The sequence below is a fragment of the Tranquillimonas rosea genome, from assembly GCF_900111315.1.
Classification (GTDB): Bacteria; Pseudomonadota; Alphaproteobacteria; order Rhodobacterales; family Rhodobacteraceae; genus Tranquillimonas; species Tranquillimonas rosea.
Genome location: NZ_FOGU01000005.1, coordinates 331,276 through 354,643, shown reverse-complemented (window position 1 = coordinate 354,643; position 23,368 = coordinate 331,276). Strand labels below are relative to the sequence as shown.

The following is a 23,368-nucleotide window of genomic DNA, read 5'->3' as shown; positions in this document are numbered from 1 at the left end:
GCTCTCCTCGTCGCGCCCTGTCAGTGGGCCATTTCCGGGAATCTAACGGTATCTTGCGGTCCGGCACAACTATTAGTGTCAGCAAAACAAGGCCTGCAGCGCATTTTGTGGCCTATTTTCGCCGGAATTTTACAGAAATGCCGTCTCCTCGAAGGAGCGCAGCTTCCGCGAATGGAGTTTCTCCAGCGGCATGTCGTGCAGCGACTCCATCGCCCGAACCCCGATCAGAAGGTGCCGCGCGACCTGCGTGCGGTAGAAATCCGACGCCATGCCGGGCAGCTTCAGCTCTCCGTGAAGGGGCTTGTCGGACACGCACAGAAGCGTGCCGTAGGGCACGCGGAAGCGGAACCCGTTCGCCGCGATGGTCGCGCTTTCCATGTCCAGGGCCACCGCCCGGCTCTGGCTGAGGCGCTGCACCGGGCCGGACTGGTCGCGCAGTTCCCAGTTGCGATTGTCGATCGTCGCGACCGTGCCGGTCCGCATGATCCGCTTCAGCTCGTAGCCTTCCAGCTCGGTCACGGTTTCGACGGCATTCTCCAGCGCGACCTGGATCTCGGCCAGCGCCGGGATCGGCACCCACGTCGGCAGATCGTCGTCCAGAACGTGATCCTCGCGCAGATAGGCGTGGGCCAGCACGAAGTCCCCCAGCCGCTGCGAATTCCGCAGGCCCGCGCAATGCCCGACCATCAGCCAGGCATGGGGCCGCAGCACGGCGATGTGGTCGGTTGCCGTCTTGGCGTTCGACGGGCCGACACCGATATTGACCAGCGTGATGCCCGAGCCGTCCTCGCGCTTGAGGTGATAGGACGGCATCTGCGGCAGCTTGGCGGGCGCGGCCAGCTTGCCGTCGCCGCTGGTGATCGTGGCGTTGCCTGGCCCGACGAAGGCGGTATAGCCGCTATCGGGATCGTCCAGCGCCGCGCGGGCGTAGACTTCGAATTCGTCGATGTAGAACTGGTAGTTCGTGAACAGGACGTGGTTCTGGAAATGGTCGGCCGCCGTCGCGGTATAGTGCGACAGCCGCGCCAGCGAATAGTCGATCCGCTGCGCGGTGAAGGCGGCCAGCGGGAAAGAGCCGTCGCCGTGGACGTAGCCCTCGCCGTTGACGATATCGTCATGGGTGGTGGTCAGGTCCGGCACGTCGAAGACGTCCCGCAGCGTGAAGTCCAGCACACCTTCCTGCGGAATCGCGACCTCGGCCTCGCCCGAGACGGCGAAGTGGATCGGCATCGGCGTGATCGACGGGCCGATCGTGACCGGGACCCCATGGTTCTTCATCAGCAGGCCGATCTGCTGGCGCAGGTAGTTCCCGAACAGGTCGGGCCGGGTGATCGTCGTCGAGTAGACACCGGGCGAGGCGACGTGACCGAAGCTCAGCCTGCTGTCGGTGCTGGCGAAGGTGGTCGTCGAGATGCGGATCTCGGGATAGAAGGCGCGGTAGCGTGCCTGCGGGTGTCCCGCCTTCACCGTCTCGGAAAACCGCTCGCGCAGGAAGGCGGTGGCGCCGTCGTAAAGCTCCATCAGCCGGTCGACGGCCGCCGCCGGATCCGAAAAGCTCTCGGGCTCGGGCATCGGCGGGCTGACGACGGGAAGATTCGGCTGGCGGATGTTCATCGGGGCGCTCCTCGGGCCGGCGTAATTGGCCGAGCGATACCGCGATCCGCCCCCGTGCCACAAGCGCCCAGCCGCGAAACCCGGCGGCATGACGCGGGGTTCGGCGCCCTCCGGCACGTGATCGGACGCGGACGGCCTTTCCGTCCCGGTGCCCACGCCCTACCCTGTCGCACATGACTGACGACACCGATCTCGACCGTTTCGTCCGTGCGCAGGATCCCGTCTGGGACGACGTGCGCCGCGAGCTTTCGTCCGGCCGCAAGACGAGCCATTGGATGTGGTTCGTTTTTCCGCAACTGCGCGGCCTCGGCCGCTCGGAGACCGCGCGCTTCTTCGGCATCTCGGACCGCGACGAGGCCGAAGCCTATGCCCGCCACCCGGTTCTCGGGTCGCGGCTGGACGAGGCGACCCGCCTGCTCCTGAACCACGCCGACACGCCGATCCAGGACATCCTGGGCGACACCGATGCGCTCAAGCTGCGGTCGTCCGCCACCCTGTTCGAGCGGACGGCCCCCGCCCCCGGACCGTTCACCCGCGTCCTCGACAGCTTCTACGACGGTGAACGGTGCCCCCATACCGAAGAGCGCCTGGGATGAGCGGCACGCTTCTGTCCTTCGGCCACGGCTATTCGGCGCAGGCGCTCGCCCGGCGCCTCCTGCCGCTCGGCTGGTCGATCACCGGCACGACCCGCAGCGACGAGAAGGCCGAGCGGCTGGCGGCGACCGGCATCCAGCCCCTCGTCTGGCCGGGGACCGACATCTCGGCCGCGCTCGCGGAGGCCACGCACCTGCTGATCTCGGCCGGCCCCGACGAGGACGGCGACCCTGTCCTGGCCGAATGCGCCGAGGCGATCGGCAAGGCCGCGCCGCATCTCGACTGGGTCGGCTACCTGTCGACCACGGGTGTCTACGGAGACCACAAGGGCGGCTGGGTGGACGAGACCACCGCGCTGGCCCCTACAACCCTGCGCGGCCATCACCGCGTCGTGGCCGAGGCGCAGTGGCAGGGTCTCGCCGCCGAGACGAGCCTGCCGCTGCACATCTTCCGGCTGGCCGGCATCTACGGCCCCGGACGCGGGCCGTTCTCGAAGGTGCGCAAGGGCACGGCCCGGCGCATCGTGAAAGAGGGCCAGGTGTTCAGCCGGATCCACGTGGACGACATCGCCCAGGTGCTGCACGCCTCGATCGAGCAGCCCAATCCGGGCGCGATCTACAACGTCTGCGACGACGATCCCGCCCCGCCGCAGGACGTGATCGCGCATGCCGCCGACCTGCTCGGCGTCGAGCGCCCTCCCGAGGTGCCGATCGAAGAGGCCGAGATGTCGGCGATGGCGCGCAGCTTCTACGCCGAATCCAAGCGCGTGCGGAACGACCGGGTGAAGGAAGAGCTGGGCGTCCGGCTGCTCTATCCCGGCTATCGCGACGGGCTGGCGGCGCTGGTTGGTGACGAGACCGGATAACCTAACCGGCCCGCACCAGATGCGCGCCGAGCCGCGTCAGCCCCCAGCCGGCGCCGACGAAGATGAGCGCCGTCAGGCTGGCTTTAGCGTAGAAGACGATCCGCTCCGCCGCCGCCATGTCGTTGAGGAACGGATAGGGCAGCCCGGTCGTGACACGTCCCACCGGCCGGTCGCTGAGCGGGGCGACGATCCACTCGGACCAGCCAAGATAGGCGACGATCACCGCCGCCAGGACGACCGCGATCCGCCCCGGACGCCGGAACGCGCCCAGTAGCACCAGCGCGTCGATCCACTGCAGAAGCGGCCCGGCGAAGTGCAGGTAGTATTCCTGCCAGGGATCGATGGCGTTGCCGCCGTTCACCAGTGCCGGATCGGTGAAGTAGAGCCGCCAGTAGAGCAGCACGACGAGCGCGTTCACCACCGCCGCGACCGCGACGAGCGTGGCGGGCGCGCGCCCGCCGCCGAGGGACAGCCGCAGGGTCGCGGCGAAGGAGAGCACGCTACCGGTCAGCGCCCAGATCGTGAGAAAGCGGAACTGCCCGCCGAAGGTGTCGGGCGCCGCGGGGAACTGGTAGAGCCAATAGCCGAGGGCAAGCGCGAACGCCGCGCCCCGGAACGCGGCGCGTCGCGAGGCGGCCGGCGTCACACTGCGCCCTTTCGGGGCGCGCCTCCGGCGGGGATATTTGTCGGCAGAAGAAGCCTCACGCCCGCTTGTCCCGCACGCCGCTTTCCAGCACCGACATGACCTTGTCCTCGATGTCCTCGGCGTTGAGCCGGGCCACGGCGTACATGTCCTGGGGGCTCGCCTGGTCGATGAAGGTGTCGGGCAGCACCATCGAGCGGAACCGGAGGCCGGTGTCGAACACGCCCTCCTCGGCCAAGAGCTGCGCCACGTGGCTGCCGAATCCGCCCACGGCGCCTTCCTCGATCGTGATCAGTGCCTCGTGCCGGGCGGCGAGGTCGAGGATCATCTCGCGGTCGAGCGGCTTGGCGAAGCGCGCGTCGGCGACGGTCGGGCGGATGCCCCGCGCGCCGAGCGCCTCTTCGGCGCGCCGCACCTCGGAGAGACGCGCGCCGAAGGACAGGATCGCCACGTCGCGGCCTTCGGAGATGATCCGGCCCTTGCCGATCTCGAGCGGCACGCCGCGCTCGGGCATCTCGACGCCCGCGCCCTCGCCCCGGGGAAAGCGGAAGGCAATCGGGCCGTCGTCATGGGCGGCCGCCGTGGCCACCATGTGGGCGAGCTCCGCCTCGTCGGCGGCGGCCATCACGGTGAAGCCCGGAAGGTTCGACAGGTAGGCCACGTCGAAGGCGCCGGCATGGGTGGCCCCGTCGGCGCCCACAAGCCCGGCGCGGTCGATGGCGAAGCGCACCGGCAGCCGCTGGATCGCCACGTCGTGCACCACCTGGTCGTAGCCGCGCTGAAGGAAGGTCGAGTAGATCGCCGCGAAGGGCTTCATCCCGCCGGCCGCGAGGCCCGCGCAGAAGGTCACCCCATGCTGTTCGGCGATGCCGACGTCGAAGCAGCGCGAGGGATAGCGCTCGGCGAACAGGTCCAGCCCGGTGCCATCCGGCATCGCGGCGGTCACCGCGCAGATGCGGTCGTCGTCCGCCGCCTCCTGCAGGAGCGACCGGGCGAACACCTTTGTATAGGACGGCGCGTTCGAGGCGGCCTTCTTCTGCTCGCCGGTGACGACATCGAACTTCGACACCCCGTGCCCGCGGTCGGCGGCCTCTTCCGCCGGGGCGTAGCCCTTGCCCTTGCGCGTAATGGCGTGAATCAGAATCGGCCCGTGGGCGCGGTCCTTGACCGTGCGCAGGACCGGCAGCAGCTGATCCATGTCGTGCCCATCGATCGGCCCGACATAGGAGAACCCTAGCGCCTCGAACAGCGTGCCGCCGACGGTCATGTGCTTGAGCAGGTCCTTGGCGCGGCGCGCGCCCTCCTGGAACGGCGGCGGCAGGAAGCTGACGGCGCCCTTCGCCATCGACTTGAACTCCTGGAACGGCGCCCCGGCATAGAGCCGGCTGAGATAGGACGACATCGCCCCGACCGGCGGCGCGATGGACATCTCGTTGTCGTTCAGGATCACGATCAGCCGCTTGCCGAGATGCCCGGCATTGTTCATCGCCTCGTAGGCCATGCCCGCCGACAACGCGCCGTCGCCGATCACCGCGATCGCATCGCCCAGGGCCGGCTCGGGCGTCGCGCCAAGATCCCGCGCCGTCGCAAAACCGAGCGCCGCGCTGATCGAGGTTGACGAGTGGGCGGCGCCGAACGGGTCGAAATCGCTCTCGCTGCGCTTGGTAAAGCCCGACAGGCCGTCCTTCTGGCGCAGGGTGCGGATGCGGTCGCGCCGTCCGGTCAGGATCTTGTGCGGATAGCACTGATGGCTGACATCCCAGATCAGCCGGTCCTTCGGCGTGTCGAACACCGCGTGCAGCGCCACGGTCAGCTCGACCACGCCCAGCCCCGCGCCCAGATGTCCACCGGTCTGGCTGACGGCCGAGATCGTCTCGGTGCGCAACTCTCCTGCAAGACGGCGCAGTTCGCCATCGCTGAGCCGCCTCAGGTCGGCGGGGCTGGAAATACGATCCAGCAGCGGGGTCTCGGGTCTGTCGGTCATTCACGGCCTCCCGCGCCGTCACCTAAGCGTCACAGGCCAATAGCGAAAGCATTAGGGCCCCGCAACGCCGCGTCCACTCTACCGGTCGCGGGCCACGACATAGGCCGCGCAGTCGCGCAGCACATCCGCGCGATCACCATAGGGGGCAAGCGCGTCGCAGGCCTCCTGCACCAGCCGGTCGGCCTCGGCCTTGGCGCCGTCCAGCCCCAGATGCGCCACGAAGGTCGACTTGCCCGCCGCCGCGTCCTTGCCCACCGCCTTGCCGGCCACGGCCGCGTCGCCCTCGATGTCGAGCACGTCATCGGCGATCTGGAACGCCAGTCCCAGCGCGCGGGCATAATCAGACAGCGGTCCGATGTCCGACGCGGCGAGGCGCGGCCCCGCCTCAGCCGCCCAGCCGATCAGGGCGCCGGTCTTGCCCGCCTGCAGCGCGCGCGTGCCCTCCAGCGTCAGCGGTGTATCGGCCCGCTCGGCGGCGATATCCAGGGCCTGCCCCCGGACCATGCCACCGGCCCCCGCGGCCCGCGCCAGCGACAGGGCGAGGTCCGCTCGCACGGCCCCATCCGGATGGCAGGCCGGGTCGGTCAACAGTTCGAACGCGAGGGTCTGCAGGGCGTCGCCCGCCAGAACCGCGGTCGCCTCGTCCCAGCGGATATGCACCGTGGGCTGACCCCGGCGCAGCGCGTCGTCGTCCATGCAGGGCAGGTCGTCGTGCACCAGCGAATAGGCATGCACCGCCTCGATCGCCGCCGCGACCTCGATCGCGTGCCGCTCGGGCACGTCGTGAAGGATCGCGCCCTCGATCACCAGGAAGCCGCGCAGGCGCTTGCCGCCCTTCGTGGCCCACCGCATCGCCTGCGCCACGTCCAGGTCGCCATAGTCCGCCAGCGCCGATTCCAGCCGCACGCCGACGGCGGACGCCACGGCGCCCAGCCGGTCCTCGAAGCTCACGACGGGTCGAGCGGCGTCGTCCCGGCGGGACGGCCGCCCTCGTCGAGCGTGATCGCGGCCACCTTCTCCTCCGCCTCCTTGAGCTTGGTCTCGCAGCGCGCCTTCAGCGCCGCGCCCCGCTCGTAGAGCTGGATCGACTTCTCCAGCTCGACCTCGCCCGACTCGAGCTGCGCCACGACCGCCTCCAGCGCCCGCATCGCTTCCTCGAAGGACATCTCCTCGACCGGTGTCTCCTCGCTCATCGCGCCTCTTCCATCAGTACCGCAAGATGGGCCGCGACCCCCGCGCCCAGCGACGAAAGATCATAGCCGCCCTCCAGTGTCGAGACCACGCGCCCCTCGCAGACTTCTCGTGCCACGCCGCAGAGCGCCCGCGTCACCCAGGTGAAATCGGCGGTCTCCCACTGCAGTTCCGCCAACGGATCGTCCGCCGCGGCGTCGAACCCTGCCGAGATCACGATCAGCTCCGGCGCGAAGGCGCGCAGGGCCGGCAGCACGTGCTCGTCGTAGGCCGCGCGCATCTCCGCGCCGCCGCTGCCCGGCGCCAGCGGCACGTTCACGATCTGCCCGTGCGCGCCGCGTTCCGACGCCGCCCCGGTGCCGGGATAGAGTGGCATCTGGTGGGTCGAGGCGAACATCGCCCGGCGCTCGTCCCACAGCAGATCCTGTGTGCCGTTGCCGTGATGCACATCGAAATCCACCACGGCCACCCGGTCCAGCCCGTGATGGTCGAGCGCCCGCTTCGCCGCGATCGCGGCATTGCCGAACAGGCAGAACCCCATCGCCGTCTCCCGCTCGGCATGGTGGCCCGGCGGCCGGCAGCCGACGAAGGCGTTGACCGCCTCGCCCGACAGCACCGCGTCGACCGCCGCCACGCAGCCGCCCACGCCGCGCCGCGCCGCCTTCAGCGATCCCGGCGACAGCGTGGTGTCCGCGTCGAGCTGGCGCCGCCCCGACACCGGCACCGCCCCGGCGATCCGGTCGAGATAGGCCGGGGGGTGACAGCGCAGGATCTCCGCGTCCTCGCCCAGCGGCGCGTCCCTCTGGTCGAGATCGGCAAACGCCTCGTCCGACAACGCCCAGGCGATCGCCCGCAGGCGGTCCGACCGTTCGGGATGGCCATAGGGCGTGAGATGCGACAGGCATTCGTCGTGCGAGAAATACAGCGTCATGGCCGCGACGCTACCGCGCCCGGACGGGGCAGCGCAAACCGGCGACTCTTTGGTCCCGGAAATATCCTCGCCGAAGGCGACACCGGGCCCGCCGCAGGCGGGGCCGGCGAAAGATCGCATGCCGCGCGCCCGCGCGGCGCCGCCGGATCAGTCGCAGACCAGCATGTAGCCCGCGCCCCGCACCGTCTGCAGGTAGCGGGGCTGTTTCGGATCGGCCTCGATCTTGCGGCGCAGGCGGGTGATCTGCACGTCGACCGCGCGCTCCTGCGCACCGCCGCCGTCCGGGCCGCCGCCGCGGCCCAGGTCCTCGACCAGCTGCGCCCGGCCGACCACCTCGCCCGGCCGGGCCGAGAAGATCTTCATCAGCATCGATTCCGTCGCCGTCAGCCGCACGGGGGCCTCGCCGTTCCACATCTCGCCGTTCTCCACGTCGTAGCGCACGCCGCCCAGATGCAGCATCTTCGGTCCCACCGACTGCGCGGGATGCGGCACGCGCCGCAGGATCGCGTTGATCCGCAGCAGCAGCTCCTTCGGCTCGAAGGGTTTCGACAGGTAATCGTCCGCCCCGGCCTCGAGCCCGTTGATCCGGTCGCCGGTCTCGCCCTTCGCCGTAAGCAACAGGATCGGGACGTCCAGCGTCTCGCGCAGGGCGGTGGTAAAGGCGATGCCGTCCTCGCCCGGCATCATCACGTCCAGCACGATCATGTCGAAGTCCAACCCCGCCAGAAGCCGCCGCGCATGCGCCGCGTCCTTGGCCGCCGACACGTAGAAACCCTGCCGCTGCAGGAACCGCTTGAGAAGCTCGCGGATGCGCGCGTCGTCGTCCACGATCAGCAGATGCGCCTCGGCGCCCTCGCTCATTCGATATCCTCCTCGATCCGACGGAACAGCCGGCGCAGTTCGGGATCCATCATCTGCTCAAGCACCGCGCGGAACCCGGCCACCGCCTCGGGCCCGGCGGCCCGATAGGCGGCGCGCATCCGCCGGCCCTGCACCTCGGCCAGTTCCCGCTCCAGCGCCGCGCCGGCCTCGGTCAGGTAGAGATGCCGCTCGCGCCGGTCGCGCCGCCCGACCCGCGCCTCGACCAGACCGTCGGCCATCATCGTCCGCAGCACCCGGTTCAGCGATTGCTTGGTGACGCCCAGGATCGTCAACAGGTTGTTCACCGTGCTGCCCGGCTCGCGATGGATGAAATGGATCGCACGGTGATGCGCGCGGCCATAGCCGTGCTCGGCGAGGATCCGGTCGGGATCGGCGGTAAAGCCGCGATAGGCGAAGAACATCGCCTCGATCCCCTTGCGCAGCTGTGCGTCGGTCAGGAACAGCAGGCTTTCGCCCCCCGGACCACCGACTCTGCCGTTCTCGGCCATGCCGTCTCCGTTCTGCTCACGTTTTGAGCGACTTTATGTCAGCTTTATTGACATTCCAACAGGCGAGTGTTAGCCGCATTTCGGTTTTGGCGTAACTTTATGTCCGATCCGGACGTATTGTACGCAACTTCTGCAAATTCAGGACGGAGGCCGAGGATGGCTGGCGCTTACGACGACCGCGACGGGAAAATCTGGATGGACGGCCAGTTGGTCGAGTGGCGCGATGCGAACGTGCACATCCTGACCCATGCGCTGCACTATGCCTCCTCGGTATTCGAGGGCGAGCGCGCCTATGGCGGCCGCATTTTCGAATCGCGCAAGCACTCAGAACGCCTGCGCGGCTCGGCCGAGATGATCGACTTCGAGATCCCCTATTCCGTCGACGAGATCGAAACCGCCAAGCAGCAGGTGCTCGAGGCGAATGGATTCTCCGACGCCTATGTGCGCGCCGTCGCCTGGCGCGGCGCGGGTGAGGACATGGGCGTCGCCTCTGCGCGCAACCCGGTGCGGATGGCCGTCGCGGCTTGGGAATGGGGCGCCTATTACGGCGATGCCAAGATGAAGGGCGCCAAGCTCGACATCTCCAAGTGGAAACGCCCCTCGCCCGAGACGATCCCGTCGGCCGCCAAGGCCGCGGGTCTCTACATGATCTGCACAATGTCCAAGCACTCCGCCGAGGCGAAAGGCTGCGGCGACGCGCTGATGTTCGACTATCGCGGCTACGTGGCCGAGGCGACCGGCGCGAACATCTTCTTCGTCAAGGACGGAGAGGTGCACACCCCGCTGCCGGATTGCTTCCTGAACGGAATCACCCGGCAGACGGTGATCGGCATGCTGAAGGAGCGCGGCATCGCCGTGCACGAGCGCCACATCATGCCCGAAGAGCTCGAGGGCTTCGAGCAGTGCTGGCTCACCGGCACGGCGGCCGAGGTCACACCGGTCGGGCAGATCGGCGACTACAGCTTCGAGGTCGGCGAGATGGCCCGCGACATCGCGAAGAGCTACGAGGAGCTCGTGCGGCGCTGAGGCGCCGCACCCGAGCCCGTCAGGCGAACCGCTCGATCGCCATATAGGCCTTGGCCCGGCCCGGACCGCGCTCCTTGGGCTGGCGGCGCAGGATGTCGATGGCCCGGTGCGGGCCATGCATACGCAGACGGCGCTCCAGGTCGAGGTAGCGCGCGTGCCGGACGCTGTCGGACGGGCGGTTCTTGTCGAGGATGTGGCGGTGCATCGTGTCCTCCTGTGGTTGTCCTGGATGTGTCCCGGAAACTACCACAGGCGGGCCACGGTTTCACCTCGAGTCGGCCCGGCGCTCAGCCCGGCGGAGTCATGCCGCGCCGCGCCCGGCCCCGCTCGATCCCCAGCTTGCGCTCGCGCCAGATGATGAGGCCACCGGCCGCCACCACCAGCGCAACGCCTGCATACATCCGGGGCGTCGGCAGTTCGGCGAACACGACATAGCCGATTGCCACCGCCAGGATGATCGAGGCATAGTCGATCGGCGCCACCAGCGAGGCGTCGCCATACCGGTAGGCCGAGGTCAGGCAGATCTGCCCCACCCCGCCGATAAGCCCAGCCACGACCAGAAGCGTGGTCATCCCCACACCGGGATAGGTCCACGGAAAGAACGGCGCGCTCACCAGCGACAGCACGCTGGCGGTGACCGAGAACCAGAACACCACGGACGAGATCGTCTCGCCGCTCGACACCATGCGGCGGATCTGGATCTGCGCCAGCGCCGCGCAGGTGGCCGATCCAAGCACCAGCATCGCCCCGAGGGCGGCGCGGGCGCCAGCCTCGCCCTCGTCCAGCATGGTCAGCCGCCCCGACAGCACGATCAGCACCCCGGTCAGCCCCATCGCCACCGCCGTGATCCGGAACCAGCGCAGCCGCTCGCCCAGGAACAGCGCGGCAAAGACCACCACCAGGAGCGGCGCGGCATAGTTGATCGCCTGCACCTCGGCCAGCGGCAGGTAGGCCAGCCCCGCGAACATCAGCCCCATCGCCATCGACCCCACCGTGCCGCGCCAGGCGTGCCCCACCGGATAGGCCGTCTTGAGCCCCGTCCGCAGATGGCCCGTCGCCGCCAGCCAGACCAGGATCACCGGGATCGCAAAGAACGAGCGGAAGAACACCGCCTGCCCCGCCGGCACGACCTCCGAGGCGGCCTTGACGATGGCCTGCATCCCCACGAACAGCGTGACAGAGACGAGTTTCAGGGCGATGGCGAGACCGGGCCGCATCGTTACTCCGGGGAAAAGGGCAGGTACGCGGCCGGCTTACACCCTTAGCCCGGCAGCCGCCAGCGTGTCGGGCACCGTGGCAAAGTCCCGCCCGTGGGCGACCCGCACGCCCAGCCGGCGGATCTCGGCGATCGCCGCGCGGCTGCGGTCGTCGGGCCCCGGCCCCGGCTCGCGCAGGATCACCCCCGCGATCCGCCCGCCATGGCGCAGGCAGGCCTGCAGATAGACCTCCGCGTCCTTCTGCCCGGTATCCCCGATCAGCACGAAGGGCAGGTCCGGGTTCGCCGCCATGATCCGGTCGATCGCCGATCCCTTGTGGTCGCCGTGCCCCGAGGCGAAGAAGCCGCCCTCGCTGAGGCCCAGGTCGCGCAGGAACATCGGCCCGCGCTGCAGCCCCGCCCGCGCGAACACCTTCTCGAGGAAGGCATGCAGGTTCCACGGCGACGAGCTGACGTAATAGACCGGGTTGCGGCCGTGGTCGCTCAGGTAATCCATCAGCACCACCGCGTCGGGAAAGACCCGCCGAGTCAGCGCCGAGCCGGTGAAGGTGGTCCACAGGTTGCGGGCGATGGAATAGGCGCCGGTCTCCATCATCGTGTCGTCGATGTCGGAAATCACGCCCAGCCGCGCCGCCGGGTCCGGCACGCGCACCGGGAACGGCGCGGCGACCTCGGGATGCGCCGGCAGCCGCACCTCGACCGAGACCCAGCCCGGCGAGACGTCCTCGCGCGGCACCTCCATCCAGAGATAGCCCTCGTCGTCGCTCTCGGCCCGGACCCCCCGCGCCTCGGCCGCGACATGGCGCACCTCGTCGGTCAGGAACAGCGACACCATCTGCCGCAGGTTGCGCCAGCGACTCGCCTCCGGCGCGGGCGAGGTGCGGCGGAGCGCCGTCAGCACCCGCCCCCGCAGCACCAGCTTCTCGGGCGTGGCAAAGCCCCGATAGGCCTCAAGCACCGGAACCTCCCCCGGCGCGCGGTTCGGAAACAGCCGCTCGAACACCCGCTCCACCGCCAGCGCGGCCTTCAGCGCCGGCCGTCTCATGCCGCCTCCAGCCGCAGCGCCGCCCAGCGCGCCGCGTCCGCCACCGCCGGATCGGCATCCCCGGTCAGCCCCTGGGCCACGGGCCGCAGCCGCGCCGCGCCGGAATTGCCGATCGCGTAGAGCACGTTGCGCACCATGCGGTCGCGCCCGATCCGCTTGATCGGAGAGCCAGAGAACCGCGCCCGGAACCCCGCATCGTCCAGCGCGGCCAGCTCTTCCAGCGGCGGCGCGCGCAGGTCGTCGCGCGCGGCATAGCGGGTCTCGCGGGCCTCGGCTGCGAACTTGTTCCAGGGGCAGACCGCAAGGCAATCGTCGCAGCCGTAGATCCGGTTTCCCATCTTGCCGCGCAATGCCTCGTCCACCGGCCCGCGATGCTCGATCGTCAGGTACGAGATGCAGCGCCGCGCATCGAGCTGGAACGGGGCCGGAAACGCATCCGTCGGGCACACGTCCAGGCACCGCGTGCACGAGCCGCAATGCTCCCCCTCCGCCGGGTCCGGCGGCAGCTCCACGGTGGTGAAGATCGCGCCGAGGAACACCCAGTTGCCAATGCCCCGGCCCAGCAGGTTGGTATGCTTGCCCTGCCAGCCCAGACCGGCGGCCTGTGCGAGCGGCTTCTCCATCACCGGCGCGGTATCGACGAAGACCTTGATCTCCGCCTCCGGGCACTGCTCCAGCAGCCAGCGGCCCACCCGCTTCAGCCGCTTCTTCACGAGGTCGTGGTAATCCTTGCCCTGGGCATAGACACTGACCGCGCCCCGCTCGCGCTGGCCGAGCACCGCCAGCGGATCGCGCTCGGGGGTATAGGACTCGGCCAGCATCACCACCGACCGCGCCGCGGGCCACAGCGCCGCCGGGTCGCCACGCCAGCCCATCCGCTCGGCCATCCACTGCATCTGCCCGTGTCGTCCCGCCCCGACGAACGCCTCCAGCCGCCCCGCGGCCTGGGGGACGGCATCGGGCGTGGTCACGCCCATCGCCGCGAACCCGGCCTGCCGGGCCTCGGCGTCGAGCCGCGCTTTCAGGTCGGCGCTCACACGGCCTCCTTCTTCTGTCCTCAAGTATCCTCGGGGGTGAATTGGGCGTCAGCCCAAGAGGGGGCGGACAGCCCCCTCGGCCCCCGCGTCAGAAATCCAGGTCGGCGTAATGCGGCGGCGGCACGAAGCTCGGGATGTGGTCGGCCAGAAGAGAGCGGAACGCCGGCCGCGACTTGATCTTGGCGTACCAGTCCTTGACCTGCTCGCTGCGGTTCCAGTCCACATCGCTGATGTAGTCGAGGCACGAGAAATGCGCCGCGGCGGTGAAATCCGCCAGCGTCATCTGGTCGCCCGCCAGCCAGCGCCGCTGGTCCAGCAGCCACCCCATGTAGTCCAGGTGGAACTTGATCGCCTTGGCGCCGGCCTTGACGTTCGACGAATTCGGCGTGCCGAGACCCATGACCTTCTTGTTCACCCGCTCGTAGAGCAGTTTCGACGTCACTTCGGTGTGGAACTTGTCGTCGAACCACGCCACCAGCCGCCGCGTCTCGTAGCGGCCCTCGGGCGTCGCCGGCAGCAGCGGCGGCTCGGGGTGCATCTCCTCGACGTATTCGCAGATTGCGTTCGACTCGGCCATCGTCATGCCGTTCATCTTCAGCACCGGCACCTTGCCGGCGGGATTGCGGCGCAGAAAGTCGCCGTCCTGCTCCCAGTAGCGCTCCTCGACAAGCTCGACCTCCAGCCGCTTCTCGGCGAGGCTCAGACGCACCTTTCGGCAGAACGGGGACAGGGGAACGTGAAACAGACGGATCATGTGCAATGGCGGCCGGTATGTGGGATATCGCGCCCTGCATGACGCGTCGGGCTCTCTAATTCAACTCTCGAAGCAGTCGTCGCGCCCGTCGGCGGCGATCGTGGCCGCGCCGCTGCGGATCGAGGCGGCGCGCTCACGCAGGAAGCCGCTGGGTTGCGCGGCGGACCGCTCCTTGGGGTTCGGCAGGACGGCGGCCAGCGCGGCGGCCTGCGCCGCCGTCAGTTGATCGGGGGTAACGCCGAAAGCGTCATGCGCGGCGGCGTCGATGCCGAACACGCCCTCGCCGAACTCGGCGACGTTCAGATAGACCTCGAGGATACGTCGCTTGGACCACACCGCTTCGACCGCCGGGGTGATCAGCGCCTCCAGCGCCTTGCGCGGCCAGCTCCGCCCCTGCCAGAGAAACACGTTCTTCACGGTCTGCTGGCTGATGGTCGAGGCGCCCCGGTTCGCGCCCTCTTCCAGCGCGGCGCGGATCGCGCCCATGTCGAATCCCCAGTGCAGGCAGTAATCGGCATCCTCGGCGGCAACGGCGGCGCGCGCCATCACCGGCGCGATCCCCGACATCGGCACCCATTCGTGGTCGATGCCGCCCAGCCGGCGCGACTCGGCCGCCATATAGGGCGTCGTCGGCGGATTGATGACGACATAGGCGAGGATCCACAGGGTCAGGATCGCCACCGCGCCCAGCACGCCGCGCAGCGCCCAGCGGCGCAGCACGCGCAGGGGTTGCAGGCGGCGGCGCGGCGTCCGCGCGTCGGATTTGGTCGACCGTTTCGGCATGTGCCGCAATCTACAGGCCGCCGCGCCGCCGCAAAAGCGCTCCCTTGCGGCAGATGCGCGAAACGGCGCGTCGCGGCAACACCCCCCTCAGGGGCTTCGGTGGCGCAACGAAAAACGCCCGGCGGGGACCGCCGGGCGCAATGCTGTCGTGTGGCGCGCCGGCAGCGGCGGGTTACTCCGCCGGGACCGCGATCTTGCTGTCGCCGATCGGATGCTCGAGCTTGCCGATCATCTCGGTCGGGACGATCTGCAGGAAATTGCCCAGCTCCACGTCCCAGTGCTGCAGGAGGTCGGCGGCCTTGCGGCTGCCGGTTTCGGCGAGGTGGCGCTCGATCAGGCCCTTCAGCTCTTCTTCCCAGTAGGCCTCGGTCACCGGGCCGACGACCAGCGTCTCGCCGTTCATCAGCGTCTTGGCGCGCCCCTCGGGGTCATAGAGATAGGCCATCCCGCCGGTCATCCCGGCGCCGAAATTCGCTCCGATCGAGCCCAGGATCACGGCGACGCCGCCGGTCATGTACTCGCACCCGTTCGAGCCGCAGCCCTCGACCACCGTATGCGCGCCCGAGTTCCGGACCGCGAAGCGTTCGCCCGCGCGGCCGGCGGCGAAGAGATAGCCGAAGGTCGCGCCGTACAGCACGGTGTTGCCGATGATCGTGTTCTCGGACGCCACCAGCGGGCTCGCCATCGGCGGCCGGACGACGACCGTGCCGCCGGACAGGCCCTTGGCGACATAGTCGTTCGCATCGCCCGAGACCTCCAGCTTGACGCCCGGCGCCAGGAACGCGCCCAGCGACTGCCCGGCGCTGCCCGTGAGCTTCACGTGCAGGTGGTCTGGCTGCAGCTTGTTGCGCATGCCGAAGCGCTTGACGATGTGGCTCGACGTGCGCGTGCCGATGGTGCGGTAGGTGTTCCGCACGGCATAGGACAGCTGCATCTTCTCGCCGTCGTCGAGGAACCGCTGCGCGTCGCGCACGATCTCGGCATCCAGCGTGTCCAGCACCTCGTTCCTGCCGCGGTCGCGGTCGTAGCGGGTGCGCTCGGCGCCGTCGACGGTGATCAGCAGCGGGTTCAGGTCCAGGTCGTCCAGATGCGCCGAGCCGCGGCTCACCTGGCTCAGCAGGTCGGCCCGGCCGATCACCTCGTCCAGCGACCGCGCGCCGATCCGGGCGAGGATCTCGCGCACTTCCTGGGCGTAGAAGGTGATCAGGTTCACCACCTTGTCGGCGTTGCCTGTGAACTTGTCCCGCAGGCTCTCGTCCTGGGTGCAGACGCCCACCGGGCAGGTGTTCGACTGGCACTGGCGAACCATGATGCAGCCCATCGAGATCAGCGCGGCGGTGCCGATGCCGAACTCTTCCGCGCCCAGCATCGCCGCCATCACGATGTCGCGGCCGGTGCGCAGGCCGCCATCGGTCCTGAGCGTCACGCGCGACCGCAGGTTGTTCATCGACAGCACCTGGTGCGCCTCTGTCAGGCCCATCTCCCACGGCAGGCCGGCATACTTGATCGAGGTCGCCGGAGACGCCCCCGTGCCGCCGTTATGCCCCGAGATCAGGATGACGTCGGCCTTCGCCTTCGCCACGCCCGCCGCGATGGTGCCGACGCCCGAGGACGCCACCAGCTTGACCGTCACCTTGGCGCGCGGGTTGATCTGCTTGAGGTCGTAGATCAGCTGCGCGAGGTCCTCGATCGAGTAGATGTCGTGGTGCGGCGGCGGCGAGATCAGCGTCACCCCCGGCGTCGAGTGGCGGAGCTTCGCGATCAGCTCGGTCACCTTCATCCCCGGCAGCTGCCCGCCCTCGCCCGGCTTGGCGCCCTGGGCGACCTTGATCTCCAGCTCTTCGCACTGGTTCAGGTACTCGGCCGTCACGCCGAACCGGCCAGAGGCGACCTGCTTGATCTTGGCCGACGGGTTGTCGCCGTTCGGCTCGGGGTGGAAGTGCTTGGGATCCTCGCCGCCCTCGCCCGAGTCCGACTTGGCGCCGATCCGGTTCATGGCGACGTTCAGGGTCTTGTGCGCCTCGGGCGACAGCGCCCCCAGCGACATCCCCGGCGTGACGAAGCGCTTGCGGATCGAGGTGATGCTCTCGACCTCTTCCAGCGGCACGGCCTCGCTCATCGGCTTGAAGTCCATCAGGTCGCGCAGATGGATCGGCGGGTTCGCCTGCATCTTGGCCGAGTACTGCTTCCACAGTTCGTAGGACGACTTGTTGCACGCCGCCTGCAGCATGTGCATCGACTGCGCTTCCCAGGCGTGCTTTTCGCCCGAGCGGCGGTACTTGTAGAAGCCGCCGATCGGCAGCACGTCCTGCCCCCCGCGGAAGCCCTGCTTGTGCACCGCCTCCAGCTTGCGCTGGATGCCGATGACACCGATCCCCGAGATGCGGCTGGGCATGCCGGGGAAATACTCGGCCACCATCGCCCGGCTCAGGCCGACGGATTCGAAGTTGATGCCGCCGCGATAGGACGAGATCACCGAGATCCCCATCTTCGACATGATCTTGAGGATACCCAGGTCGATCGCCTTGCGGAACCGCGCGACTGCCTCGGTCAACGAGCAGTCCAACAGTCCCCGCTCGATCCGGTCGGCCAGCGAGTCCTCGGCGAGATAGGCGTTCACCACCGTCGCCCCGCACGAGATCAGGACCGCGAAATAATGCGGGTCGATGCACTCGGCCGAGCGCACGTTGAGGCTGCAGAAGGTCCGCAGTCCCTTGCGCGTCAGCCAGGAATGGACGGCCGAGGTCGCCAGGATCATCGGCATGGCGATCTTGTCCTCGCCCTGCTGATGATCCGTCAGCACGATGTGCCCGGCGCCCGAGCGCACGGCATCCTCCGCCTCCGAGCGGATGCGCTTCAGCCCCTCGATCAGCGCGCGCTGGCCGGCGCCCACCGGGAAGGTGCAGTCGATCTCGACCATCGGCGCGTTGAAGTTCTCGACCAGCGTCTCGAACTGCGCGTTGCCCACGAACGGACTGTCCAGCACCAGGATCTCGGTCTGCGCCGAGGATTCGTCGAGCACGTTCTTGAGGTTGCCGAACCGGGTCTTGAGCGACATCACCCGGAACTCGCGCAGCGAGTCGATCGGCGGGTTCGTCACCTGGCTGAAGTTCTGCCGGAAGAAATGGCTCAGCGGGCGGTACTTTTCGGACAGCACGGCCGAGGGCGTGTCGTCGCCCATCGAACCGATCGCCTCCTTGCCGTCCTCGGCCATGGGCGCGAGGATCTGTTCCAGCTCTTCCACCGAGTAACCTGCGGCGATCTGGCGGCGGCGCAGTTCGGCGCCCGTGAACATCGGCGTCTCGTTCACGGCGGCCAGGGCTTCGTCCAGTTCGGTGATCTTGCCAACCCACTCGCCGAAGGGCTGGCTGGCGGACAACTTGTCCTTGATCTCGACATCATGGAACAGCTGGCCTTCCTTCATGTCGATGGCCAGCATCTGCCCCGGTCCCAGCGCGCCCTTCTCGACGACCGTGGCCTCGTCCACGGGCACCATGCCCGCCTCGGACCCCGCGATCACCAGGCCATCGCCCGTCACGACGTACCGCATCGGCCGCAGGCCGTTACGGTCGAGCCCGGCGCAGACCCAGCGTCCGTCGGTCATCGCCAGGGCGGCGGGGCCGTCCCACGGTTCCATCACCGAGTTGCAGTAGGAATACATATCGCGCCACGCCTCGGGCAGCTCCTCGGCCTGCTTCGACCAGGACTCCGGCACCAGCATGGTCTTGGCCATCGGCGCGTTGCGGCCCGCGCGCACCAGCACCTCGAACACTGCGTCCAGCGCGGCCGAATCCGACGAGCCGCTGGCGACGATCGGCTTGATGTCGTCCGCCAGGTCACCGAACGCGGACGAGGCCATGCGGATCTCGTGGCTCTTCATCCAGTTCAGGTTGCCCTTGAGCGTGTTGATCTCGCCGTTGTGCGCCAGCATGCGGAAGGGCTGCGCCAGCCACCATTGCGGGAAGGTGTTGGTCGAATAGCGCTGGTGATAGATCGCGAAGGCGCTCTCGAACCGCTCGTCCTTCAGATCGGGATAGAACTCGGCCACCTGCTCGGCCAGCATCATGCCCTTGTAGATGATCGACCGGCAGGACAGCGACGCCAGGTACAGCTGCTGCACGCCTGCGGCGGCGGCGGCCTTCTCGATCCGGCGGCGGATGACGTAGAGTTCACGCTCGAACGTCTCCTCGTCCACACCCTTCGAGTTCGAGATCAGGATCTGCTCGATCTCGGGCCGGGTCGCGTTCGCCTTCTCGCCCAGGCAGGTCACGTCGACGGGGACGTGACGCCAGCCATAGATATAGTAGCCCAGCTTCAGCACTTCGGTCTCGACGATCGTGCGGCAGGTCTCCTGCGCGCCGAAATCGGTGCGCGGCAGGAACACCTGCCCCACGGCCATCAGCTGATCCTCGTAGGGCGCATGGCCGGTGCGTTTAATCTGGTCGTAGAAGAACTTGGCGGGGATCTGGACATGGATGCCCGCCCCGTCGCCGGTCTTGCCGTCGGCGTCGACCGCGCCGCGGTGCCAGATCGCCTTCAGCGCGTCGATGCCGTTCTGCACGACGCGGCGCGACGGCTGCCCGTCGATGCTGACGACAAAGCCCACGCCGCAGGACGCGTGTTCGTCCTCGGGGTTATAGAGCCCGTGTTCGGCCATGTAGGCCCGCTTGGCTTCCTCTTCGGCGACCCAGGCGGCGTCGTACTTGGTCATGTCGGTCATCCTTTGCTAACCGGACGGGTCAGTAATGCTGTCCTACCCGCCGGGTTCCGGTGACTGGGGCGGCACAAATCGTATGCCGCCCTGTGCTCCCTTTGTGCACACCCTGTGCACGTAATGTGACTCACTCCGCGGCGACCTGCGCCGGCTCGCCGATCTGCGCCATGATCGCCTCGGCGGCCTCGCGGCCGTCGCGGATCGCCCAGACCACCAGGCTCGCACCGCGCTGGATGTCGCCGCAGGCATAGACGCCGGGAAGGCTCGTCTCGTGGGTGCGGAAATCGGCCTTCACGGTGCCCCAGCGGGTCACTTCCAGCCCGTCGACGCCCCACAGCTTCGGCAGATCCTCGGGCTCGAAGCCCAGCGCCTTGATGACCAGGTCGGCATCCTCGGTGTAGTCCGATCCATCGATCAGCTCGGGCACCTGCCGGCCGGTCGCGTCGGGCTGGCCCAGGCGCATCTTCTGCACCATCACGCCCGCGACGGTATCGCCGGTAAAGCCCTTGGGCGCGGACAGCCACACGAACTCGACGCCCTCGTCCTCGGCGTTGGCGACCTCGCGCTGGCTGCCGGGCATGTTGTGGCGGTCGCGGCGATACAGGCATTTCACGCTCTTGGCGCCCTGCCGCACGGCGGTCCGCACGCAGTCCATCGCCGTGTCGCCGCCGCCGATGACGACGACATTCTTGCCCTCGGCGTTCAGCTCGCCCGACTCGTATTCCGGCACGTCGTCGCCAAATCCCTTGCGGTTCGAGGCCGTGAGATAGTCGATCGCGCGGACGATGCCCGCCGCGCCGACGCCGGGCGCCTGCAGGTCGCGCGTCTTGTAGACGCCGGTGGCGATCAGCACGGCATCATGTGCGCCGCGCAGCTCCTCGAACGAGATGTCGACGCCCACGTCGCAGTTCAGGCGGAAGGTCACGCCTCCGTCCTCGAGCTGGTCGATCCGCTTCATCACGACATCCTTCTCCAGCTTGAAGCCGGGGATGCCGTAGGTCATCAGCCCGCCCGCGCGGTCGTATCGGTCATAGACAGTGACCTGCACGCCCTCGCGGCGCAGCATGTCGGCCGCCGCCAGCCCACCGGGGCCGGCGCCGATGATGCCGACGCTTTCCGAGCGCTCGAACGACGGGCGGATCGGCTTGACCCAGCCCTCGTCCCAGGCGGTGTCGGTGATGTACTTCTCGACCTGCCCGATCGTCACCGTGCCGTGGCCGGACTGCTCGATCACGCAGTTGCCCTCGCACAGGCGGTCCTGCGGGCAGATGCGGCCGCAGATCTCGGGGAAGGTGTTGGTCTGCTGGCTGACCTCGTAGGCCTCCTGCAGCCGGCCCTCGGCGGTGAGCTTGAGCCAGTCGGGGATGTTGTTGTGCAACGGACAATGGGTCTGGCAGTACGGCACGCCGCACTGGCTGCAACGGCCGGCCTGGTCACCGGCCTGATCGTCCGCGAACTCGGCATAAATTTCGTCGAAATCCCGGTTGCGCAGATCCGGCGGCCTCTTGTCCGGCATCTCGCGCGGGACAGAGACAAACTTCAACATCTTCTGAGACGCCATGTCCCGATCTCCCTAGCTGGCGGAGGCCCCCAAATACCCGGCTTGGGGACGAAATAAAAGTCACAACTACTGACCTAGTTGACGATTTTCCTCAAACACCGCTCATGCATTTGGAATATTTCACCCGAAACTAGGTCCGTTCCGGTCTCAATTAGGTGCTTTTCATTCAAAATCCGGGCGCTAGGGTGGCGCCAAACCTCGCGCGAAAGGTGTCTCGATGCCGTTGCTGCATCTTCTGCTGGTGGCCGTCATTCAGGGGCTCACCGAGTTTCTTCCGATCTCATCATCCGGACACCTGATTCTCCTTCCTCAGCTGACGGGGCTCGCAGACCAGGGCCAGACGATCGACGTCGCCGTTCACGTGGGCACGCTCGGGGCGGTGATCCTCTACTTCCGAAGCGACGTCGCGCGGGCCCTCGCCGGCATCCCTGAACTGCTGCGCGGCCGCGTCCAAAGCCAGGGCGGCTGGCTGGCTCTGTGCCTCGTCATCGCGACGATTCCGGTCGTGCTTCTCGGACTGGTTATTAACATCACGGGGCTGAGCGACATGATGCGCTCGACCGCGGTGATCGGCTGGACCATGCTGATCTTCGGCGTCGTGCTCTACTGGGCAGACCACGCCGGCCGACTGGAACGCACCGCCGACCAGTGGACGCTGCGCCACGCGCTGACGATGGGGCTGTGGCAGGCAGTCGCCCTGATTCCCGGCACCTCGCGCTCGGGGATCACGATCTCGGCGGCGCGGTATCTGGGCTACAAGCGGCACGATGGCGCGCGCCTGGCCATGCTGATGTCGATACCGACGATCATGGCCTCGGGCCTGCTGCTGGGGGCCGAAGTCGTGATGGACGCCGACGCGACCCTGGCGCGGGACGCGGCCATCGGCGCGCTGTTCGCCTTCGTCTCGGCGCTGCTGGCGCTGCACCTGATGATGCGGCTGACGCGGGTGGTCAGCTTCACGCCCTACGTGATCTACCGCGTCGTGCTGGGGATCGTCCTGCTGGCGATTGCTTATACCTAGGAGCGGGTCCGGCGGAAGTTCTTCGCCGAATCCTTGATCGCCGCGTACTGCCCGCCGGGACGGAAGCGCCACAGGTACTCAGGCAGCACCGCCTCCATCGCGGTGGCGTCGATGCCAAGCTCCTTCAGGCCCGGATACTGGCCCGACGGCACGTTGTCGACCCGCAGGTTGGCCACCTGGTCGCGCGTCAGCGGACCGGTCACCAGCCCCCCGGTCGCCTTGGTGATGCCGTCGAACCCGCGCCCCATCAACGACGCGACGCCGAAGGGCACGTTCACGACCATCCGGCGCTTCTGGATCAACTGCAGCATCTCGACCATCAGCTCGCGGAACGTCTGCACGTCGGGGCCGCCGAGTTCGTAGATGCCCGGACCGGCCTGTCCCAGCACGCCCATGACGGCCGCGCGCGCGACGTCGTCGGCATAGACCGGCTGGAACCGCGTCTTGGCGCCGACGACCGGCAGGACGGGCGAGAGCCGGGTCATGCCCGCGAAGCGGTTGAAGAAATCGTCCTCGGGTCCGAACACGATCGAGGGCCGCAGGATCATCGCATCGGGAAAGGCGTCGAGCACGGCCTGCTCGCCCGCGGCCTTGGTGCGGGCGTATTCCGACGGGCTGTTCTCGTCGGCGCCGATGGCGGAAAGCTGTACCAGCCGCGGCACGCCCTCGTTGGCGCAGGCCCGCGCGATCCGGGCAGCGCCCTGCGACTGCACCGCCTCGAAGGTCTGGCGACGACGCTCGGCCAGGATGCCGACACAGTTGACGACAGCATCCGACCCGCCGACGACCGAATTGACGGAATCATCGTCGCGGACATTGCAGAACACGGGCTCGACCTGACCGACCACACCGTAGGTGCGCACGAATCCCGCTTCGTGCGGATGGCGAACGGCGACGCGCACGCGCCAGTCCTGCTGGGCCATGCGACGGGCGATATACCGCCCGACGAAGCCGGAACCGCCATAGATCGTGACGAGCTTAGACATGTGTCGGATCCCCTTCTCGGCTGTTCAGGTCTT

At 68.4% G+C, this 23,368-nt stretch carries 21 protein-coding genes; 4 read left to right on the top strand and 17 right to left on the bottom strand.

Features of this window, described 5'->3' with window-relative positions; translation table 11 throughout:
* Positions 1 to 129: 129 nt before the first annotated feature.
* Positions 130 to 1,614, bottom strand: a complete 1,485-nt coding sequence (locus BMZ25_RS10930; RefSeq protein WP_092693449.1) for an AMP nucleosidase — start codon at positions 1,612 to 1,614, stop codon at positions 130 to 132.
* Positions 1,615 to 1,787: 173 nt separating this feature from the next.
* Here BMZ25_RS10930 and BMZ25_RS10925 point away from each other — a divergent pair, with 173 nt between their 5' ends.
* Positions 1,788 to 2,210, top strand: coding sequence for a DUF1810 domain-containing protein (locus BMZ25_RS10925; protein WP_092693446.1), 423 nt, complete (start codon positions 1,788 to 1,790; stop codon positions 2,208 to 2,210).
* Entirely contained in the window at positions 2,207 to 3,073 is an 867-nt protein-coding gene (locus BMZ25_RS10920; protein ID WP_092693444.1) for an SDR family oxidoreductase, read from the top strand. The genes BMZ25_RS10925 and BMZ25_RS10920 overlap by 4 nt, the downstream gene beginning before the upstream one ends.
* 1 nt (position 3,074) lies before the next feature.
* Here BMZ25_RS10920 and BMZ25_RS10915 read toward each other — a convergent pair whose 3' ends face one another.
* The 7 genes from BMZ25_RS10915 to BMZ25_RS10885 form a co-directional block, all read right to left on the bottom strand.
* On the bottom strand, positions 3,075 to 3,719 hold the full coding sequence (locus BMZ25_RS10915) for an androgen-induced gene 1 family protein (protein WP_092693442.1): 645 nt from the start codon (positions 3,717 to 3,719) through the stop codon (positions 3,075 to 3,077).
* A 55-nt stretch (positions 3,720 to 3,774) separates the two neighbouring features.
* Positions 3,775 to 5,700 (bottom strand): 1-deoxy-D-xylulose-5-phosphate synthase, encoded by a 1,926-nt coding sequence (gene dxs / locus BMZ25_RS10910; protein ID WP_092693440.1) that lies wholly within the window; start codon positions 5,698 to 5,700, stop codon positions 3,775 to 3,777.
* A gap of 78 nt (positions 5,701 to 5,778) precedes the next feature.
* Positions 5,779 to 6,651, bottom strand: coding sequence for a polyprenyl synthetase family protein (locus BMZ25_RS10905; protein WP_408033434.1), 873 nt, complete (start codon positions 6,649 to 6,651; stop codon positions 5,779 to 5,781).
* Entirely contained in the window at positions 6,648 to 6,893 is a 246-nt protein-coding gene (locus BMZ25_RS10900) for an exodeoxyribonuclease VII small subunit (RefSeq protein ID WP_092693438.1), read from the bottom strand. The genes BMZ25_RS10905 and BMZ25_RS10900 overlap by 4 nt, the downstream gene beginning before the upstream one ends.
* A complete protein-coding gene (locus tag BMZ25_RS10895; RefSeq protein WP_092693436.1) occupies positions 6,890 to 7,822 on the bottom strand; it encodes a histone deacetylase family protein in 933 nt (310 codons plus the stop codon). Before BMZ25_RS10895 ends, BMZ25_RS10900 begins: the two co-directional genes overlap by 4 nt.
* A 147-nt stretch (positions 7,823 to 7,969) precedes the next feature.
* The gene (locus BMZ25_RS10890; protein ID WP_092693434.1) at positions 7,970 to 8,683 is read right to left on the bottom strand and encodes a response regulator; all 714 of its coding nucleotides are present in this window, start codon (positions 8,681 to 8,683) and stop codon (positions 7,970 to 7,972) included.
* The gene (locus BMZ25_RS10885) at positions 8,680 to 9,192 is read right to left on the bottom strand and encodes a MarR family winged helix-turn-helix transcriptional regulator (protein WP_092693432.1); all 513 of its coding nucleotides are present in this window, start codon (positions 9,190 to 9,192) and stop codon (positions 8,680 to 8,682) included. Before BMZ25_RS10885 ends, BMZ25_RS10890 begins: the two co-directional genes overlap by 4 nt.
* Positions 9,193 to 9,348: 156 nt before the next feature.
* Between BMZ25_RS10885 and BMZ25_RS10880 the strand changes: the two genes are divergently transcribed.
* A complete protein-coding gene (locus tag BMZ25_RS10880; RefSeq protein WP_092693430.1) occupies positions 9,349 to 10,218 on the top strand; it encodes a branched-chain amino acid aminotransferase in 870 nt (289 codons plus the stop codon).
* Positions 10,219 to 10,237: 19 nt separating this feature from the next.
* Here the strand turns inward: BMZ25_RS10880 and BMZ25_RS10875 are convergent, their stop codons facing one another.
* The 8 genes from BMZ25_RS10875 to BMZ25_RS10840 all read right to left on the bottom strand — a co-directional run bounded on the left by BMZ25_RS10875 (position 10,238) and on the right by BMZ25_RS10840 (position 21,328).
* Complete coding sequence (locus tag BMZ25_RS10875; protein WP_092693428.1) at positions 10,238 to 10,423, bottom strand: hypothetical protein; 186 nt, start codon at positions 10,421 to 10,423, stop codon at positions 10,238 to 10,240.
* An 82-nt stretch (positions 10,424 to 10,505) separates the two neighbouring features.
* A complete protein-coding gene (locus tag BMZ25_RS10870; RefSeq protein WP_092693426.1) occupies positions 10,506 to 11,435 on the bottom strand; it encodes a DMT family transporter in 930 nt (309 codons plus the stop codon).
* Positions 11,436 to 11,471: 36 nt separating this feature from the next.
* Entirely contained in the window at positions 11,472 to 12,479 is a 1,008-nt protein-coding gene (locus tag BMZ25_RS10865) for an App1 family protein (protein ID WP_092693423.1), read from the bottom strand.
* A complete protein-coding gene (gene queG, locus BMZ25_RS10860; protein WP_092693421.1) occupies positions 12,476 to 13,516 on the bottom strand; it encodes a tRNA epoxyqueuosine(34) reductase QueG in 1,041 nt (346 codons plus the stop codon). The genes BMZ25_RS10865 and queG overlap by 4 nt, the downstream gene beginning before the upstream one ends.
* An 88-nt stretch (positions 13,517 to 13,604) precedes the next feature.
* Complete coding sequence (fzlA, locus tag BMZ25_RS10855; RefSeq protein ID WP_092693419.1) at positions 13,605 to 14,270, bottom strand: FtsZ-binding protein FzlA; 666 nt, start codon at positions 14,268 to 14,270, stop codon at positions 13,605 to 13,607.
* 60 nt (positions 14,271 to 14,330) lie between these two features.
* Complete coding sequence (mtgA, locus tag BMZ25_RS10850; protein ID WP_092693417.1) at positions 14,331 to 15,053, bottom strand: monofunctional biosynthetic peptidoglycan transglycosylase; 723 nt, start codon at positions 15,051 to 15,053, stop codon at positions 14,331 to 14,333.
* A 172-nt stretch (positions 15,054 to 15,225) separates the two neighbouring features.
* Positions 15,226 to 19,764 (bottom strand): glutamate synthase large subunit, encoded by a 4,539-nt coding sequence (gene gltB / locus BMZ25_RS10845; protein WP_092693415.1) that lies wholly within the window; start codon positions 19,762 to 19,764, stop codon positions 15,226 to 15,228.
* A 130-nt stretch (positions 19,765 to 19,894) separates the two neighbouring features.
* Positions 19,895 to 21,328, bottom strand: a complete 1,434-nt coding sequence (locus BMZ25_RS10840) for an NAD(P)-dependent oxidoreductase (protein ID WP_092693412.1) — start codon at positions 21,326 to 21,328, stop codon at positions 19,895 to 19,897.
* Positions 21,329 to 21,545: 217 nt separating this feature from the next.
* Between BMZ25_RS10840 and BMZ25_RS10835 the strand changes: the two genes are divergently transcribed.
* On the top strand, positions 21,546 to 22,349 hold the full coding sequence (locus tag BMZ25_RS10835; protein ID WP_092693409.1) for an undecaprenyl-diphosphate phosphatase: 804 nt from the start codon (positions 21,546 to 21,548) through the stop codon (positions 22,347 to 22,349).
* Here BMZ25_RS10835 and BMZ25_RS10830 read toward each other — a convergent pair.
* Positions 22,346 to 23,335 carry a complex I NDUFA9 subunit family protein gene (locus BMZ25_RS10830; RefSeq protein WP_092693406.1) on the bottom strand — a complete coding sequence of 330 codons (990 nt, stop codon included), beginning with the start codon at positions 23,333 to 23,335 and terminating at the stop codon, positions 22,346 to 22,348. The two genes, BMZ25_RS10835 and BMZ25_RS10830, sit on opposite strands and share 4 nt — an antisense overlap.
* Between the last annotated feature and the right edge of the window lie 33 nt (positions 23,336 to 23,368).

What these genes read in the sequence shown, in the direction of transcription:
- BMZ25_RS10930 (WP_092693449.1), bottom strand. Translation starts at nt 1,614, where the DNA reads ATGAACATCCGCCAGCCGAATCTTCCCGTCGTCAGCCCGCCGATGCCC.
- BMZ25_RS10925 (WP_092693446.1), top strand. Translation starts at nt 1,788, where the DNA reads ATGACTGACGACACCGATCTCGACCGTTTCGTCCGTGCGCAGGATCCC.
- BMZ25_RS10920 (WP_092693444.1), top strand. Translation starts at nt 2,207, where the DNA reads ATGAGCGGCACGCTTCTGTCCTTCGGCCACGGCTATTCGGCGCAGGCG.
- dxs (WP_092693440.1), bottom strand. Translation starts at nt 5,700, where the DNA reads ATGACCGACAGACCCGAGACCCCGCTGCTGGATCGTATTTCCAGCCCC.
- BMZ25_RS10900 (WP_092693438.1), bottom strand. Translation starts at nt 6,893, where the DNA reads ATGAGCGAGGAGACACCGGTCGAGGAGATGTCCTTCGAGGAAGCGATG.
- BMZ25_RS10895 (WP_092693436.1), bottom strand. Translation starts at nt 7,822, where the DNA reads ATGACGCTGTATTTCTCGCACGACGAATGCCTGTCGCATCTCACGCCC.
- BMZ25_RS10890 (WP_092693434.1), bottom strand. Translation starts at nt 8,683, where the DNA reads ATGAGCGAGGGCGCCGAGGCGCATCTGCTGATCGTGGACGACGACGCG.
- BMZ25_RS10885 (WP_092693432.1), bottom strand. Translation starts at nt 9,192, where the DNA reads ATGGCCGAGAACGGCAGAGTCGGTGGTCCGGGGGGCGAAAGCCTGCTG.
- BMZ25_RS10880 (WP_092693430.1), top strand. Translation starts at nt 9,349, where the DNA reads ATGGCTGGCGCTTACGACGACCGCGACGGGAAAATCTGGATGGACGGC.
- BMZ25_RS10875 (WP_092693428.1), bottom strand. Translation starts at nt 10,423, where the DNA reads ATGCACCGCCACATCCTCGACAAGAACCGCCCGTCCGACAGCGTCCGG.
- BMZ25_RS10870 (WP_092693426.1), bottom strand. Translation starts at nt 11,435, where the DNA reads ATGCGGCCCGGTCTCGCCATCGCCCTGAAACTCGTCTCTGTCACGCTG.
- BMZ25_RS10865 (WP_092693423.1), bottom strand. Translation starts at nt 12,479, where the DNA reads ATGAGACGGCCGGCGCTGAAGGCCGCGCTGGCGGTGGAGCGGGTGTTC.
- fzlA (WP_092693419.1), bottom strand. Translation starts at nt 14,270, where the DNA reads ATGATCCGTCTGTTTCACGTTCCCCTGTCCCCGTTCTGCCGAAAGGTG.
- mtgA (WP_092693417.1), bottom strand. Translation starts at nt 15,053, where the DNA reads ATGCCGAAACGGTCGACCAAATCCGACGCGCGGACGCCGCGCCGCCGC.
- gltB (WP_092693415.1), bottom strand. Translation starts at nt 19,764, where the DNA reads ATGACCAAGTACGACGCCGCCTGGGTCGCCGAAGAGGAAGCCAAGCGG.
- BMZ25_RS10840 (WP_092693412.1), bottom strand. Translation starts at nt 21,328, where the DNA reads ATGGCGTCTCAGAAGATGTTGAAGTTTGTCTCTGTCCCGCGCGAGATG.
- BMZ25_RS10835 (WP_092693409.1), top strand. Translation starts at nt 21,546, where the DNA reads ATGCCGTTGCTGCATCTTCTGCTGGTGGCCGTCATTCAGGGGCTCACC.
- BMZ25_RS10830 (WP_092693406.1), bottom strand. Translation starts at nt 23,335, where the DNA reads ATGTCTAAGCTCGTCACGATCTATGGCGGTTCCGGCTTCGTCGGGCGG.